Below are 15,615 nucleotides of genomic sequence, written 5' to 3'. Positions count from 1 at the left end.
TGCGTTGGACATTGTTCGGCGACGTCATAGTCACAGTCCTCCCTCCAGGATTCGAGTCACCAGACCGGCCAACAAGGTGGCGCGCGGGATCATCTGATCTATCTCTACGTGTTCTGTCGCTGCGTGGGCACCACCGCCGACGGCACCGAGGCCGTCCAACGTGGGAGTTCCGACTGCAGCGGTGAAATTTCCGTCCGACGCACCGCCGACTGCGCAGTCGCGCAGCATCCCCAAACCGCTCTCACTGCTGACCTGGTGAGCGAGAAAGTACAGCTTCTCCGAAGACGCTGATTCCAGTGGCCCACGGTTGGGTCCTCCGGATACCGAAATTCGGCTTTCGGCCAGCGCCGGTGTCAGTGCACGGATCGAACGGTCGATGCGTTCCTGTTCCTTCGCGGACCACATTCGAACGTCACACCACAGTTGTGCTTGCGCTGCAACGGTATTGGTGGTCGTGCCGCCACTGATCACGGACGGAACCACCGACGTTCCCGCCGCCGGGTCCGCGAGCTCCACCACGGCCTGAATCTGGTGTGCGAGCTCCACTACAGCGTTCACACCTCGTTCGGGTTCCAGTCCGGCGTGTGCAGCGCGTCCCTCGATGTCGACGCAGTACAGCGACATACCCTTGCGCGCGGTCTTCACTGCGCCGTCGGCTGCGGCTTCGAGGACCAGCACCGCGTCGACCTGACGTGCTTGCTCCTCGATCAGTGCGCGCGAGGTCGGGGAGCCGATTTCCTCGTCGGAATTGAGGAGCACGACCACCCCGTCGAGCGACGGAAGCGATGCGAGCGCGTGGAAGAGCTGGACGATGCCGGCCTTCATGTCGAAGACTCCGGGTCCGGTGGCGATGTTGTCGGTGACAGACCAGGGCAACTCCGCGAGCGTTCCGAGCGGCCAGACGGTGTCGAAATGGCCCAGGAGCATCACCTTCGGCTCCGCGCCGAACGACCAACGCAAGTGCTGGCGCCCGTCGATGCGGATACGTTCGGGGGTGCTTCCGAGGTGGCGTTCGCCGATTTCGGCCACCACGTCCGCACATGCATCGACTGCGCCGAGATCGGAACTGGGCGACTCGGCGGTTACCAACGCCGCCAGGTCTGCCACCATTGATTTCTTGTCCACTCCGACGCTCTCCTGTCACCGACTTGCAACTTCGCAGTCAAGCTTGGTCGAAGCGACCCTGTCGGATCTTGTCCAAGACTCCTGTCCTTCGGGCTCGGATTCGTCGTGTGTCACGAACAGCTGGGTGTCATCAAGCAGGTGTGTCAGGTACCGATCTCTGTTCGGGCGGCAAACAGCTCGGGAAAGAAGCTCAACTCCAGCGCACGTTGCAGGAAGCCGGCACCACCACTCGAACCGCCGGTCCCCTTCTTCATGCCGATCACCCGCAGCACGGTCCGAAGGTGCCGGAACCGCCACAGCTGAAAGCTCTCCTCGAGGTCGACCAACTCCTCGAACGCCTCGTACGCCGTCCAGTGCTGTTCGACGTTCTCGTAGATTACTTTGACCAGCGGAATCAGTTCGTCGTTTCGCACGTAGGGCGCGCTGACGTCTCGTTCGAGAGCCGACGCCGGAACGTCGTACCCCTGCCTGGACAGGTACCGCCAGAACTCGTCGTACAGTGTCGGCTCCCCGAGCAGGGTCTCCAACAATCGATGGGCGGACGGATCCGATTCGAACACCTTCAGCATGCCCGCGTTCTTGTTTCCGAGCACGAATTCCACGGCGCGGTACTGGTACGACTGGAACCCCGATGAGTTGCCGAGAACGCCCCTGAACTCCGCATACTCCGCCGGCGTCAGTGTCGCCAACACCGACCACTGCTCGGTCAAGGTGGCCTGAATATGTTTGACACGTGCGATCCGCTTGAACGCAACCCGAATATCGTCGGCAGCGATCGCTGCTCTGGCCGCCCGAATCTCGTGGAGAAACAGCTTGAGCCACAACTCGCTGGTCTGGTGCTGAATGATGAACAAGAGTTCGTCGTGGTGTTCCGGCTCGCTCACCGGGTGCTGCGAATCCAGGAGGGTATCGAGTCCGAGGTAGGCCCCGTAACTCATCTTCTCGGAAAAATCGGTGACGACGTCGTCTTCGATCTTTCGTGTGCCGTCCGTTGCCGACATCTTCGGTCTCCTTGTCAGAATTTCGCCGGGGTCTGAGGAACGATCATGGCCACCAATGCGGCAGCGCTCGTCGCTCCGACCAGGACTCCGAATGCAGCCATGTACGAGAACTGGTCCACCATCCATCCCATCACGAGCGGGGTGATGAAACCGGCGAACTGACCACAACCGTTGATCAAACCCATTCCGGAACCGAGGAATTCGGCCGGAAGTGCCCGCAACGGCATCGCGAAGATCGACATCGAACACAGACCGCTGATGCCTAGAGCCAACGTCTCGTAGAACGTGAACATCGCGACGGTGTCAGCGGTGGTCATCAGGAACAAAAGGACTGCCGACGTGGCCATACACGGAACCAGAAGGATCCTGGCCCGGTCGTGGAAGTACTTGTCCACCAACCGCCCGCCCACAATCGTGGCCAGCGCCGTGACGATGAAGGGGATTGCGGCAAAGATTCCCGTGTCGATCAGCGAGAGTCCCTTGTCGTTGAGCAGATAACTCGGCACCCAGGTCATCAGCCCGTACGCGGACATGTTGGCCAGGCAGAACAGAATCGCGAACTTCCACACCGACGCGGACTTGAACACCGCGGCGCGAGAGTGCTCGCTCGCCAGAGGTTGCAAGGCTGCCTCGGGATCTTCCGAGATTTCCGTGTCCAGCGGTGCGGGCAGCACCAACCACACCACCGTGCCGATCACTGCGCCGACGATCGCCACCAGCCAGAACGCGTCACGCCACCCCACGGCCATGAGGACCGGCGCGATGATCAGCGGTGCGATGCCGGGGCCGAGGTTGTTGGCGCCGAGCATGAAACCCATCGCGGTCGCCCTGGTTTTCGGACGCGTCCGCTCAGCCAAAGCCTTGAACGACGCCGCTGGAAAGAGCCCCTGGCTGATGCCGAACATCGCACGCATGACCATCAGCGAGACGAGACCCCACGCGAACCCTGTCAACGCTGTGAACACCGACCACAGGATCAAAGCAACGATCAACAGGGGCCTGGGTCCGAAGCGGTCGGCCAACATTCCGCCGGGGACCTGCCCGAGCATGTAGAAGATCGCGAATACCGAGACCACGCCACCCAACTGCGTACTGCTGAGCGAGAATTCGTCGCCGATCATCGGAAGCGCAAGCCCGATCATGACGCGATCCACCATGTCGATCAACCAGATGGTACTGAGCAGCCCCACCGTAACGGTGGTCGTACGACGAATCGACTTGTTGTCCATCATTTTCCGAACCGAACCGTCGCTCGCCCGCGACGGCGCTTCCACTGTGACGCGTTCCGCCTTCATCAAGCCTCCCGAATTGTCTTGTGCCGCATGGACTGGAACATTGAAAAGACTGATGAAGTGTGACAGCGAACACGTCTACCGCATTGGTCCGTTTCACCAATAGCCGAAGCAACGTTTGGTCGGTCGGAACATGTTCTGCCCCAAGAGATGACAAATGCCGCCGGCGCACACGGCGTCGACGGCATTTCGCGATGGAGTCGCTACTTCATCACGTGCGATTGGCGACTGCCACGATCGTCGAGACGCCTGCGGCTGCAAGCCGAGCATTGACAGTGATCAGACCGAGAATGTCGTCGACGCTACCGAGTGTGTGCGAAATCGTACGATCCGAAATCCGTCGCGAGCCGGGAACAGCCTCGGCGAGTTCAGCTCCCGTGGTGGTGGGGTGAACGATCTCGAGGGTCCATTCGTCACGCAGCTCGACCGGCTTCAGTGTGTCGGCCTTACGCACTGCGCGCTCGGCTCCTGCTCGGATCTGCTCGCACGCCAGCGACGGCGGCAGCGAATTGGTTGCCGACCATCCATGTGCCTTCTTGACCTCGACGGTCTCGGTTGTCGGCGAGGCCGCGTCGACCAAGCCGCAGATGATGTCGTCACCCGTCACCAGGCCGACGGGAACGCCCTGGGTGGCAGCGTAGAGGGTGTTGACGTCGGTCTCCGAGACGGACTTGCCGTCGAGGCGGACGTCGGCGAACAAGCTCGAGAACGTGTGCGCCAGGACGCCGGGCCCACCGGCTGGTGCGTGATAGCCGACAAACAGAGCGACGTCGTGATCGGACGTCAGTCCCTCCGCCATGCACTGCATCTTCGGTGTTCCGAAGATCAGACGCGCCCGTGGATCCAGGTCGGCGTGAAGCAGATTGTCCATCGTTCCGTGGCTGTCGTTGACCAGGACGCTCGTCGCACCGGCGTCGAACGCACCGGCGATCGCGGCATTGGTCTCGGCGGTCATGAGCATCTGCGCACGGTGGTAGCCGCCACCGCCGCGGATCGTCTGATCGAGCGTCGCGATACCCGCGATACCCTCCATGTCCACCGAAATATAGACGTGCATTCCTGTCCTCCATCGATCTCAATCGGCTGAATTGATAACTTCGCTTTCACCTTCACACTCGAGCGCATCCGTTTCTTGTCCGCTCGAACGGTGAGTCGGCCTCCATTTGGGACGTTCACACCAGATTCCGATACCCGAGCCGTGAAACCATCGGGACATTCGCCGGGCCAGGCGGTTCGACCAACGACAGGAGTGCAGCGCTGATGCAGGTCCACGACATCGTGTTCACCGGCGGCCGTGTCGTCGATCCCGCATCGGGGACCGACGAGGTTCGGGGCATCGCGATCACCGACGGCAAGGTCTCGGCGTGGGGTCGCGACGCGATCGAAGCCCGGCAGACGATCGACGTGACCGGTCAGGTCATCTGCCCCGGATTCATCGACCTGCACAGCCACGGACAGGAAATCGCCGAGCAGCGACTTCAGGCATTGGACGGAGTCACGACGGCCCTCGAACTGGAAGCCGGCGTCATTCCTGTTGCAAAGGCATATGCCCGGGCCGGCGCCGAGGGCCGCCCGATCAACTACGGCTACGCGACGTCGTGGGCGCACGCCCGAATGATCGAACTCTCAGGGGCCGATCCCGACGGCGACATCAGAACGCTCCTGCACCATCTCGGTTCCCCGAGCTGGCAGGGCGAGCCCACCGCCTCTCAGCGCGCCCACATTCTCGAACTCCTCGAAAACGATCTGGCCGCAGGCGCTCTCGGCATCGGCGTGGTGGTCGGGTACGCGCCGAAATCCGATCCGGTGGAGTACCTACAGGTGGCGGATCTCGCGGCGCGAGCCGGTGTTCCCACCTATACCCATGCGCGCCCTCTCATCTCGGCCGATCCGTCGAGCCCGGTGGATGGTGCCGTCGAAATCGCCCGTGCAGCAGCCGAAACCGGCGCACACATGCACTACTGCCACGTCAACAGCACCTCGGGAATGCACGTCGACCACGCGCTGTCGGTGGTGGCACAGGTTCAGGCAGCCGGATCGCGCGTCACGACGGAGGCGTATCCGTACGGTTCCGGGTCGACGGCCGTCGGAGCTGCATTTCTCGATCCCGACAAGCTGCACCTGATGAATCTGACACCACGGTCGCTGACATTCGTACCCACCGGTGAACGTATCGCGGACCGCAAGCAGCTGGAACATCTTCGGGCCACCGACCCCGGTGGGTTGGTGCTGGTGGAGTTCCTCGACGAGAACGACACCGTGCAGCGCGAATTCCTCGAACGGGCGATGACTTTCGATCGCGCCGCCATCGCGAGCGACGCGATGCCACTGACCTGGCCCGGCCGTTCGCCTGCCGACTCATTGCAGTGGCCACTGCCGGAGAAGGCACTCGGCCACCCCCGCGGCGCAGGCACCTACGCACGTGCGATTCGTACGCTGTACCGCGAGCGTCGGCTGCTGTCGCTGTCGGAGATCATCGCGCGCTGCTCGTTGATCCCTGCGCAGATTCTGGAGGAGTCGGTTCCCTCGATGGCGACGAAAGGCCGGATCAGCCCCGGTAGCGACGCGGACATCCTCGTTTTCGACCCCGAGCGAATCACCGACAACGCCACGTACATCGACGGCACCCGCCCCTCCACCGGTATCAGCCGCGTGCTGGTCGGCGGAGTACCCGTCGTCGAAGACGGTGTCGTGGTCCAGGACGCGTTGCCTGGTCGCCCGGTACGCCGCTCGTAGCCGGATCTCATTCTGACCTGCATAGTTCTGACAGAAAGTCACCACACATGAACACATCGTCTGCAATCAACGGCACAATCGATGCCATGACGGATTTCGCGAACCCCCCGATCGGTTGGCAGCACAAGGCCTTCGGCACCGACCTCGAAGGTCGCGACGGTTCCGACCTCGAGCCGCTGGGGATCTCGGCACTCGACGGCAACCTCCTGCTACCCGTGATGACACTCAACCGTGCAGCGATCGCGCACAATGTCGACCTCATGGCGCAGTTCTGCTCCGACCACGATGTGGATCTGGCGCCTCACGCGAAGACCACGATGAGCCCCGAACTGGTTCGACGGCAACTCGACGCCGGGGCTTGGGCGATGACGGCGGCAACCGTTGCGCAGGCACGCATTCTGCGTGAGTTCGGTGTGGACACCATCATCATCGCCAGCCAGGTTCTCGATCCCGCCGGTATTCGGTGGATCTGCGACGCCCAGGCCACCGACCCCGATTTCTTCGTCGCCACCCTCGTGGACTCGGTCGAGAGCGTCCGCCTGATGGAACAGTTGATCGCGAAAGTCTCACCGGCCAGCCGTATCCGGGTTCTCGTCGAACTCGGCTACGACAGCGGACGCGCGGGCGCTCGCACTGTCGAGCAAGCACTCGACGTCGCACGCGCAGCATCGCAGGCACCTTCGTTGATTCTCACCGGAGTCGAGGGGTTCGAGGGCATGATGCCCGGAGCCTCGGTAGCAGCCCGCCGTATCTCCGTCGATTCGTATCTCAAATCCGCGCGGGTTTTCACGGAAATCTGTGTTGCCGAGAACCTGTTCGAGAACAACTCCGCGAAGGCTCCCCAGCCACTGGTCACTTTCGGCGGCAGTGCGTTTCACGATCTGGTTGTACGCGAGCTGGCCGGCCGGTGGGCACTCGACAACGGTGTGCGCATCGTGCTGCGCAGCGGTTGCTATATCACCCATGATCACGGTCTCTATGCCGAAACTTCGCCGTGGGCTGACGGTCCGCGAACTCTGCAGGGAGCCGCAGAGGTCTGGGGTGTAGTGCTTTCCATACCTGAACCCGGACGGGTGATCCTGGGCTTCGGCCGCCGCGATGTCGGTTCCGACGCAGGCTTTCCCATAGTCCTGTGGCGCCGACGCGACGGATCCAACCGATCAGCGCGAGAGCTGACGATCACCGCACTCAACGACCAGCACGCGTACGTCGACGTTCCGGCTGACTTCGACGTGAAGGTCGGCGATCTGCTCGGTTGCGGAATCTCGCATCCCTGCACCACATTCGACAAGTGGTCACTGATTCCCGAGGTCGATTCGGATTACCGCGTCGTCGGTACGGTGCACACCTACTTCTGAGGGGCCGGTTGCGGTAATCCGGCGTCAGTCGTCCTTCGGGTCACGCGGCAATTCGACGCGGAACGTCGTCCCCTGCCCGAGGGAGGTCTCGACGCTGACGGTTCCGTCGTGCGCTGCAACCAAAGCCGAAACGATGGACAGGCCGAGACCGGCGCCCCCGGTCTCACGGGTGCGAGAGGTGTCGGCGCGGTAGAAACGCTCGAAGATCCGCGCGGCATCCTCGTCACTCAAACCCTGACCGGTATCCGAAACCTCGACCACCGCGGAGTTCTCGGTCGTACCGACACGAACGGTGACCTGCGCATCCGGCGGCGTGTGTTTGATCGCGTTGCCCACCAGATTGGCAACTACCTGACGCAGTCTGGCCTCGTCACCATGCACTTCGGGCAGGCCTGGGCCGCCGGTCATCTGAAGTTCGACAGTTCGATCCGGTGCGATCGCTCGTGCCGCCTGTACCGAATCCGCCGCAACTGCAAGCAGATCCACAGGCTTGTTCTCGAGTGGACGCTGTTCGTCGAGTCTTGCCAGCATGAGCAGATCTTCGACCAGAAGTCCCATCCTCGACGCCTCGCCCTCGATCCGGTTCATCAGCGTTTCCGTATCAGTCATGGCGCCTTGGCGATACAACTCGGCGAACCCACGAATAGTCGTCAAGGGTGTGCGCAACTCGTGGCTCGCGTCGCCGACAAACCTACGCATCTTCTCCTCGGAACGCCGGGCCGATTCCTCCGAAGCCTCGGTCGCGGCAAATGCGTGCTGAATCTGCGCGAGCATTCCGTTGAGCGCCACGGACAGTCGACCGACCTCGGTGCGGTCATCGCGCTCCGGAACACGTCGATGAAGGTCGCCGGCGGCAATGGCAGCGGCAGTTTCCTCCACCTCGACCAGCGGACGGAGGCTCCGACGAACCACGAAATACGCTGCGCCGCCGAGGATCAGCAGGACAACCAGGCCGATGCCGAGTTGCAGGCCGACCAAGTCGTCGACGGTCTGCTCGTTATCCGTCAGTCGCACACCGATAGTCGTGGTCGTGCCGTCGCGGACCGTCGTGAGAACCCGCCAGTTCACGTCCGAACCGTCGCTCGATCCGACGGTGATCGGGCCGTTGGTGGAATCTTTCGACAGGTCGGGTTCGGTCGTCGTCGACTTGTCGTTCAGGATGATCACCCGTCCGTCCGGGGTCACGGTCCGAACGAAGAAGGGGCTGGGTGGGCGGGTGCCCGGGCCGACGTCACTGGGCGGCTGCAGATCTCTGCTGTGCGGCTTTGCCCAACCGTCGACCGCTTCGTACAGCGTTTTGTCGGTTCGCTGGGTCAGTGAGTTCTCGAGAGCAGAAGTGACCGCTACACCCGACGCCAACAGACCCAGCGCGGCCAACACCAGCAAGGCCGCAACCAGGGTGAAGCGCAGCGGCAGTGAATGGAGACGGAAACGACCCCGCTTCGGAAGCTGATCGTTTTCCGCGGCGGCGATCATTGCCGCGGTTCACGCATCACGTAGCCGACCCCACGCAATGTGTGAATCAGCGGTGTCTCCCCCGTGTCCACCTTGCGCCGCAGGTAGGAAACGTAGGACTCGACAACTCCGACCTCCCCACCGAAGTCGTAATTCCAGACGTGGTCGAGAATCCGCGGTTTGCTGAGAACCGTCCCGGCGTTGACCATGAAGTATCGGAGCAGTGTGAACTCGGTGGGCGAGAGTGCAACCAACTCGCCCTTCTTCCAGACCTCGCGGGTGTCGTCGTCGAGTTCGATGTCGGCGAACTTCACCCGCGGCGACTGCTCCGGCGCGACCCCGCGACCGGCGCGGCGCAGGATGACCCGCAACCGCGTCACGACTTCTTCGAGGCTGAACGGCTTGGTCACGTAGTCGTCCGCGCCGAGGGTCAGGCCGCTGATCTTGTCGTCGAGCGAATCCTTCGCCGTCAGAAACAGGACGGGCGCGTCCACACCGTCGGCGCGCAGGCGTCGAAGCAGACCGAAGCCGTCCATCCCGGGCATCATGACGTCGAGAACGATCGCGTCGGGACGGAATGTCCGTGCGACGTCCAGGCCTTGGGCGCCGCTCGAAGCAGTTGCCACCTCGAAACCCTGGAATCGGAGGCTCACGGAGAGCAACTCCACGATGGTGGGTTCGTCGTCGACAACGAGGATGCGGGCTTCGGGGGTCTTGTCGGTCACGAGAACCATCTTCTCCCCTGCCACTGGATTCCCGCTGTATGTTCCCTGGGAGCTTCCTGTGAACGGCCGGGTGCAGGTGAAAAGCTGACAGCAGGATCCCGGCAAGGATCCAGGCTTCGATCGGCTGGCAAGGCACACGTGACATCAGCGGATTCAGCTACTTCAACGCACTGTCGATGGAGACTGTATTCGCGGACGCTGCGGTGTGGGTCGCCGACGCAGTTCAGACAAATTTGGCCGGCTACGACTTCGTTCAGTGGCCGAGTCGAGGACGCCATCTACTGGTTCCTCGACTTCGAGACGGGGAACCGGTGTGGATGGATCCGCACGGCGATGTGACGATCAGTCGTATCGGCGGGTTGTGCAAAAATTCGACGAATTATGCAGCAACGTAGCCCAGTTCAAATCGCTCAGCTCTACGTTTCGGTGGCGTCCGCGCTGGTCGGCGGTGTGGTGGCCGCGTACGCAGTGGCCGAGTCCCGAGTTGACGACTTCTCCTTCTCCGACGCCGGCGTTATCTCGGTGGTGATCACGCCGCAGTGGGCGGGAGCAACTGCCGCGGTGGTTGCGGCCGTCGGCGTAGCGCTACTGCATCGCTGGGGACGTGGCGGTCTCGCGAGTGTCTTCGCTGTAGTCGGCGCCCTCGCCATCGCGCTACCTGCATTCGTCCCCGTCTCCGCCCAGATTTCGGTGACTCTGAACGCAATCGGAGCAGGCGCTTTCCTCGCGGCAGCGGCATTTCCGACGAAGGGTCACCGCGGAGCACAAACCGCTCTCGGACTCGGCGTAACCACGACGACCCTGTACTTCGGCGCAGCGGACTTGTGGCGCGATCGCGTCCCCAGGTGGTCGCTCACACTTCCGGGCGATTCCTACCCCGTGCCGTCCACGGTTCCCGTCTGGATTCTGCTCGCCGCAACTCTTCTCGTGGGTGGAGTCGCCGCACTCGCACGACCGAATCAGGAGCCGGGCGACATCGACGCACGCCTGGTGAAGCTGGGAGTTGTTCTGCCCCTGGTATTCACGGCTCTCTATGTGTGGTTGGGCTCGACGACATCACCTGGGTCATGGGTGATCGCGGTGGTATCGGCGGTTGCCGTTACCGTCGCACTGGCTTGGCGGTTGCCGCCACACGACGGTCGTTTCGTACTCGTCGGACTGGCAGTCAGTGCGGTTTCGGTCAGCTCGATTTCCTTTCCATCCGACTGGACCTGGGCGATGCCCGCGGGAGCTGCTGCCCTGGCGTTGGGCGTCGTCGTCGGCTGGAGAAGACCGATGCCGCAACTCGGGCTGGGACTCCTTGCCGTGACTGCACTCTCGGGATTGCTGGATGCCGCCCCGACCACGGTTGCCTACGTCCTCGTCCTCCCGCTTGCGCTGGGACTGGCCGTCACGTCATGCATGCCTGTTGCCGTCGAAGCAGTCTCGAGCGGGGCGATGCTGCCCGTCGCTTTCACGTTGTTCTCGGTTTCACCGACCTTCTTGGACCCGGGCTCGCGGGAATTCGGGTGGTCTACCGGTGTGCTCGTCGAACACGGACCGGCCGCCGTGAACACGCCGATTCCTCTGACTGTTCTCGCTGCGACGGCGACGATCGTGGTGTCCGTGTCGACCATCCATCTGAAGAGAGTTCGAACGGCGGTGGTGACCTAAATCGCCAGCTGATCGGGTCGGAACGCAGAATTCTGTTGCTATGGTTGGGTGGTCAACGACGACATCCGGACGAGCGCACCGTACCCGGCCAGCGAAAAGACGGTGCCTTGGGAGTTGTTCACCATGGCATGGATCGTGCTCGTCATTTCCGGACTTTTCGAAGCTGTCTGGGCTACCGCACTCGGTAAGTCCGACGGATTCAGCAAGATGTCGCCTACCATCGTCTTCGTCCTCGGCCTGATCGTCAGTATGGCCGGCCTCGCGTATGCAATGCGTACCCTTCCCATCGGGACTTCCTACGCGATCTGGGTCGGCATCGGCGCCGCCCTGACTGTGGGATATGCGATGATCACCGGCGCGGAGTCCACGTCGATCGTCAAGATACTGCTGATCCTGGGCATCGTCGGCTGTGTCGTCGGCCTGAAGGTCCTTCACTGACCGGCGATCCTGGTGAGTGTTTGTGTGTTACCGGTTACAGTTAACGCATGAAACTGCTGGAGATGCTCACGCTTCCCCTACGCGCGGGCATTGCAGCCGCAGAGATCAGTTTGGGAATCGCCGAGCTGACGGTCACGACAGTTCGTATCGCCGTCGGCAATACCGGCGCCGTGACGGCGGGTGCTGCCGGCTTGGCAAGCCCCCGCGGACCCATGCAGATGATCCAGCAGTTGTCATCACTCACCGCTGACGATCGGCCCATCGGGCAGGCCTTGGCCCCCGGTGGGCCACTCGATCGACTTCTCTCCCCCGGCGGTCCGGTCGACAAACTGACTGCACCCGACGGCACTCTCGAACGACTACTCGCTCCCGGCGGACCACTCGAAAGACTTCTTGCCCCCGGCGGACCGCTGGATAGGGTGCTCGCCGAGAACGGCGCATTGGAACGCTTGCTCGCGCCGGACGGTCTCCTCGACCGAATGATGGCGGAGGACGGTCCGCTGGAACGCCTGACAGCGCAAGACGGTGCCGTCGAACGCCTGACTGCCAAGGACGGTGTCATCGATCGCGCACTGGCCGAGAACGGCATCCTCGAAACACTCCTGGCAGAGAACGGCGCCTTCGAACGGCTCATCGCCGAAGGCGGCCCGCTTGACCAGATCGTTGCACTGTCCGACACCTTGACTTCCCTCGCCCCCAACCTCGAGCGGATGAGCGCGAGCATCGAGGTCCTTCAGGAAACCGTCGGAATCCTCAGCGCTGCAGTCGGTCCACTCGGAGAACTTGCCGGCAAACTTCCCAATCGGTGGCTCAAGAGCAAGAGCGACCGCCCAGGGCCGGACCTTCCGATCGAATCGGCATAACAAACGGTTACTCCCCGATTACGCGGTCAGTTGTTGATCACGATGTTGAGGTTGATGATGATTCCGCCGAAAGTCAGGATCGTGTTGGCCAAGCCAACGGTCATTCCACTGTTCAGAGCCGCGATCAGTCCGTTCATCGTCGTATCCCCTTCACTGTCTACGGGTTACGCGTACAAGATTGTGCGCTGGCGCTGACAATAGGCCAAGTTCGTGACCTGCGCGCCATTGCGGAGAAAACTTGTACCCCGGTCGCAGTTTCCACGTTAACTGTTGCAGGACAACATAATTCCAAGATCGGCGCACTACCCGCTAACGGCCGAATCAAACATCACGATTGGGCATACGCAGACCACTTCACATAACCGTCCGCCCCATCAGACACTTGTCCACCGAAACAGAGTGCACAACAGTTAGTCCGGTGCAACAATGAGACGAATCGGACATGCCTGCGACGTGATGGGGAAGGGTGGTTGAGACAATGACGGCGCCGCGCATCGCCAGAGGACACCGCGGCCCTACCGGGGGCCGAAATTCCGCGTCGCAGGACAGCCTGGACGCCGCCTCGGACGCCCTGCAATCGCTGTACGCGCACCTCGATCCACATGCCCAGGCCGAGCAATTTCTCGAACAAGTCTGCAGGCATGCCGTCGATCTCATCGCCGACGCCGACATGGCCGGAATTACCATCGGCGGTTCGGACACGACATTCCGAACCGTCGCCGCCACCCACCAACTTGTTCGCACCGTCGACTCGATCCAATTCCGACTGGACTACGGACCGAGTGTGACGTCGTCACGCACGGGAACCGTTGTCCGCGCACATGCCAGCGAAGCCCACAGCCGGTGGCCTCAATTCGCAAGCGCGGCAAAGGCAGTCGGCGCTGTCAGCTTCTTGTCCATGCCACTGCCTGGCCGGGAACGCCCGCTCGGAACCCTCAATCTCTACAGCCACGACCTCCGAGGTTTCACCGGCGCCGACGTGGCATTGCTCCAACTGTTCGCCGTGACCTCGGCCTACGCGCTGCACAGCTCGCAGCGCCTCGACATCGCCAGAAAGCACGCAATGGACCTCGAGCGAGCACTCGAATCGCGAGGCGTCATCGAACAGGCCAAGGGCATCATCATGGGCACCCACCACGTCGACGCCGACCGAGCCTTCCGCATTCTCATCCAGGACTCGCAGCGCAGCAACGTCAAACTGCGAGTGATCGCCCAGCAGTACATCGACGGCGCGATCGACCCGCGCCAGGCTACGAACAAGCCCGAGACCAACTGAACCGGGCGCCTATCGGCACCTCAGCAAATACAGAGGCACCCACCACATTGGTGAGTGCCTCCTCTTTCGGAGCCTCCTGTCGGGATTGAACCGACGACCTTTCGCTTACAAGGCGAGTGCTCTACCACTGAGCTAAGGAGGCGAAGACCGACGCGTTGCCGCGACTGACTTTGCGGAGCCATCATATCCAAGCCGTCGCGGTGGCCGCGCGCGGGTCACGTTAGATAGCGTGGGCCCCATGCGCAACTCCCACTCCGCCCCCTGATGGCGAAATTCACCGAAGTACTCACACGCCTGACGGGAAACCGGCAAGCCACCGTCGACACGGTCACGTCGGCTCCCGCACCGCTTCAACCGATCGACCTGACAGACGACGCCGTCGTCGCAGAGGTCCTGGACCTCGCGGTTCGGGTGGGCGAAGTCCTCCTCGCATCCGGAACCGCGGCCATGGACACCGCTGAGCAGGTGCAGTTCATCGCCGCCACGTACGGCCTTGCCCAGTGTGACGTCGACGTCACTTACAACTCGATTGTGCTCTCTGCCTATCGCGGCCCGACGCGACCGCCGGCGAGCACGATGCGCATCGTCCACTACCGCTCGATGGACTTCACGCGGCTGGCGGCCGTCGACCGTCTGACACGTCGTATCCGCCGTGAGGCGATCACACCGGACCAAGCGCACGACGCGCTCACAGCCATCACGACGGCGCCGCACCCGTACAACCGATGGACCGCGACCATGGCCTGGGCTGCGATGGCGGCTTCGGTCTCCGTCCTGCTCGGCGGCGGGTTCCTCGTTGCCACAGTCGCGTTTCTGACGACGATGGTCATCGATCGAGTCAACCGCGTACTGAACCGGTTCGGATTACCGTTCTTCTTCCAGCAGGTTGTCGGTGGTCTCATCGCGGCTGCGCCCGCCGCCACGCTCTATACATTTCAGGACCAGCTGGGGATCAGTATCCGGCCGTCGTTGGTCATCGCGGCCGGAGTGGTCGTTCTACTGTCCGGGCTGTCGTTGGTGGGCTCGGTCCAGGACGCGATCATGGGTGCACCCATTACAGCTGTCGCGCGATTCTTCGAAGTGGTGATGATGACGGGCGGCATCATCGCGGGCGTCGCAATCTCGTTGAGAATGACCGGGATGTTGGGTTCGACGCTTCCACCGATCAATGTGGAAGTCTCCACCATCACGCAGTTGCCGATCCTCATGCTCTCCGGTGCGTGTGCGTCGGTGTTCTACGCGCTCGCCTGCTACGCCGAGCGGCGTGCACTCACCGCGGCGTTCCTGGGCGGTGCGGCAGGCAGTGGTGTGTCGATCTTCGTGCAGACACTCGACGTCGGTCCCGTGATCGCCGCCGCAATCGCCGCAACCGTGGTCGGTCTTGCCGGTGGTTTGATGGCTCGCCGCGCACTGACGCCTCCGCTGGTTGTCGCGGTCGCAGGCATCACTCCCCTACTCCCCGGTCTGTCGCTGTACCGAGGCCTGTACGCGCTGCTCAACGACCAGGTACTGATCGGGTTGACTGCCTTGCTGTCGGCGTTCGGTATCGGCTGTGCCCTGGCCGCGGGCGTCACGCTCGGCGAATGGGGAGCGCGCACGCTGCGTCGTCCACGGATTCTGATGCGCGTGGACTCGCTACGTCGCCCGATGGTCCGCAAGCGCAGGCGTCGAGTTCCCGTCACCGAGAAGTAGG

The 15,615-nt window shown here is 62.6% G+C and carries 14 protein-coding genes, 1 tRNA gene and 1 riboswitch; of the genes, 8 read left to right on the top strand and 7 right to left on the bottom strand.

From position 1 onward, the window contains the following. Positions 1 to 30 precede the first annotated feature (30 nt). From P0M12_RS17170 to P0M12_RS17155, 4 genes are all read right to left on the bottom strand, one after another. Positions 31 to 1,125 (bottom strand): M20 family metallopeptidase, encoded by a 1,095-nt coding sequence (locus P0M12_RS17170; protein WP_007734375.1) that lies wholly within the window; start codon positions 1,123 to 1,125, stop codon positions 31 to 33. Between the two features lie 143 nt (positions 1,126 to 1,268). Next, positions 1,269 to 2,126, bottom strand: coding sequence for a tryptophan 2,3-dioxygenase family protein (locus tag P0M12_RS17165; protein WP_162114308.1), 858 nt, complete (start codon positions 2,124 to 2,126; stop codon positions 1,269 to 1,271). 14 nt (positions 2,127 to 2,140) lie between these two features. Then, positions 2,141 to 3,421, bottom strand: a complete 1,281-nt coding sequence (locus tag P0M12_RS17160; protein WP_007734373.1) for an MFS transporter — start codon at positions 3,419 to 3,421, stop codon at positions 2,141 to 2,143. 208 nt (positions 3,422 to 3,629) lie between these two features. Further along, positions 3,630 to 4,475: a M55 family metallopeptidase gene (locus P0M12_RS17155; RefSeq protein WP_007734371.1), complete on the bottom strand. Its 846-nt coding sequence runs from the start codon at positions 4,473 to 4,475 to the stop codon at positions 3,630 to 3,632. Positions 4,476 to 4,678: 203 nt separating this feature from the next. Here P0M12_RS17155 and P0M12_RS17150 point away from each other — a divergent pair, with 203 nt between their 5' ends. Both P0M12_RS17150 and P0M12_RS17145 read left to right on the top strand, forming a co-directional pair. Beyond that, on the top strand, positions 4,679 to 6,154 hold the full coding sequence (locus P0M12_RS17150) for an amidohydrolase family protein (protein ID WP_058039182.1): 1,476 nt from the start codon (positions 4,679 to 4,681) through the stop codon (positions 6,152 to 6,154). Between the two features lie 47 nt (positions 6,155 to 6,201). After that, positions 6,202 to 7,512 carry an alanine racemase gene (locus P0M12_RS17145; protein WP_270008385.1) on the top strand — a complete coding sequence of 437 codons (1,311 nt, stop codon included), beginning with the start codon at positions 6,202 to 6,204 and terminating at the stop codon, positions 7,510 to 7,512. Between the two features lie 24 nt (positions 7,513 to 7,536). Here P0M12_RS17145 and P0M12_RS17140 read toward each other — a convergent pair whose 3' ends face one another. Further along, complete coding sequence (locus P0M12_RS17140; RefSeq protein ID WP_003945873.1) at positions 7,537 to 8,988, bottom strand: HAMP domain-containing sensor histidine kinase; 1,452 nt, start codon at positions 8,986 to 8,988, stop codon at positions 7,537 to 7,539. Further along, positions 8,985 to 9,701, bottom strand: a complete 717-nt coding sequence (locus tag P0M12_RS17135) for a response regulator transcription factor (RefSeq protein WP_007734368.1) — start codon at positions 9,699 to 9,701, stop codon at positions 8,985 to 8,987. The genes P0M12_RS17140 and P0M12_RS17135 overlap by 4 nt, the downstream gene beginning before the upstream one ends. Positions 9,702 to 9,868: 167 nt before the next feature. On the opposite strand from P0M12_RS17135, the gene P0M12_RS17130 reads away from it, so the two are divergent. The 5 genes from P0M12_RS17130 (at position 9,869) to P0M12_RS17110 (ending at position 13,922) form a co-directional block, all read left to right on the top strand. Further along, positions 9,869 to 10,087, top strand: a complete 219-nt coding sequence (locus P0M12_RS17130) for a hypothetical protein (protein WP_277376605.1) — start codon at positions 9,869 to 9,871, stop codon at positions 10,085 to 10,087. Further along, positions 10,074 to 11,345, top strand: a complete 1,272-nt coding sequence (locus P0M12_RS17125) for a hypothetical protein (protein ID WP_277376604.1) — start codon at positions 10,074 to 10,076, stop codon at positions 11,343 to 11,345. Before P0M12_RS17130 ends, P0M12_RS17125 begins: the two co-directional genes overlap by 14 nt. Positions 11,346 to 11,388: 43 nt before the next feature. Then, positions 11,389 to 11,454, top strand: a riboswitch (guanidine-III (ykkC-III) riboswitch). A gap of 14 nt (positions 11,455 to 11,468) precedes the next feature. Beyond that, positions 11,469 to 11,783 (top strand): multidrug efflux SMR transporter, encoded by a 315-nt coding sequence (locus P0M12_RS17120; RefSeq protein WP_007734365.1) that lies wholly within the window; start codon positions 11,469 to 11,471, stop codon positions 11,781 to 11,783. A 47-nt stretch (positions 11,784 to 11,830) separates the two neighbouring features. After that, positions 11,831 to 12,646, top strand: a complete 816-nt coding sequence (locus P0M12_RS17115; protein WP_003945831.1) for a hypothetical protein — start codon at positions 11,831 to 11,833, stop codon at positions 12,644 to 12,646. Positions 12,647 to 13,124: 478 nt separating this feature from the next. Next, entirely contained in the window at positions 13,125 to 13,922 is a 798-nt protein-coding gene (locus tag P0M12_RS17110) for a GAF and ANTAR domain-containing protein (protein WP_003945473.1), read from the top strand. Positions 13,923 to 13,992: 70 nt separating this feature from the next. On the opposite strand, the gene P0M12_RS17105 is transcribed toward P0M12_RS17110, so the two are convergent. Continuing rightward, positions 13,993 to 14,064 (bottom strand) — tRNA-Thr (locus tag P0M12_RS17105). A gap of 122 nt (positions 14,065 to 14,186) precedes the next feature. Here P0M12_RS17105 and P0M12_RS17100 point away from each other — a divergent pair. Then, the gene (locus P0M12_RS17100; RefSeq protein ID WP_007734361.1) at positions 14,187 to 15,614 is read left to right on the top strand and encodes a threonine/serine exporter family protein; all 1,428 of its coding nucleotides are present in this window, start codon (positions 14,187 to 14,189) and stop codon (positions 15,612 to 15,614) included. The last annotated feature ends 1 nt before the right edge of the window (position 15,615 follow it).

The sequence above is a fragment of the Rhodococcus sp. RCBS9 genome (assembly GCF_029457415.1).
Taxonomy (GTDB): domain Bacteria; phylum Actinomycetota; class Actinomycetes; order Mycobacteriales; family Mycobacteriaceae; genus Rhodococcus_F; species Rhodococcus_F qingshengii.
Note: the sequence above shows the minus strand (reverse complement) of the source record. Positions and strands in the feature narration are given on the sequence as shown.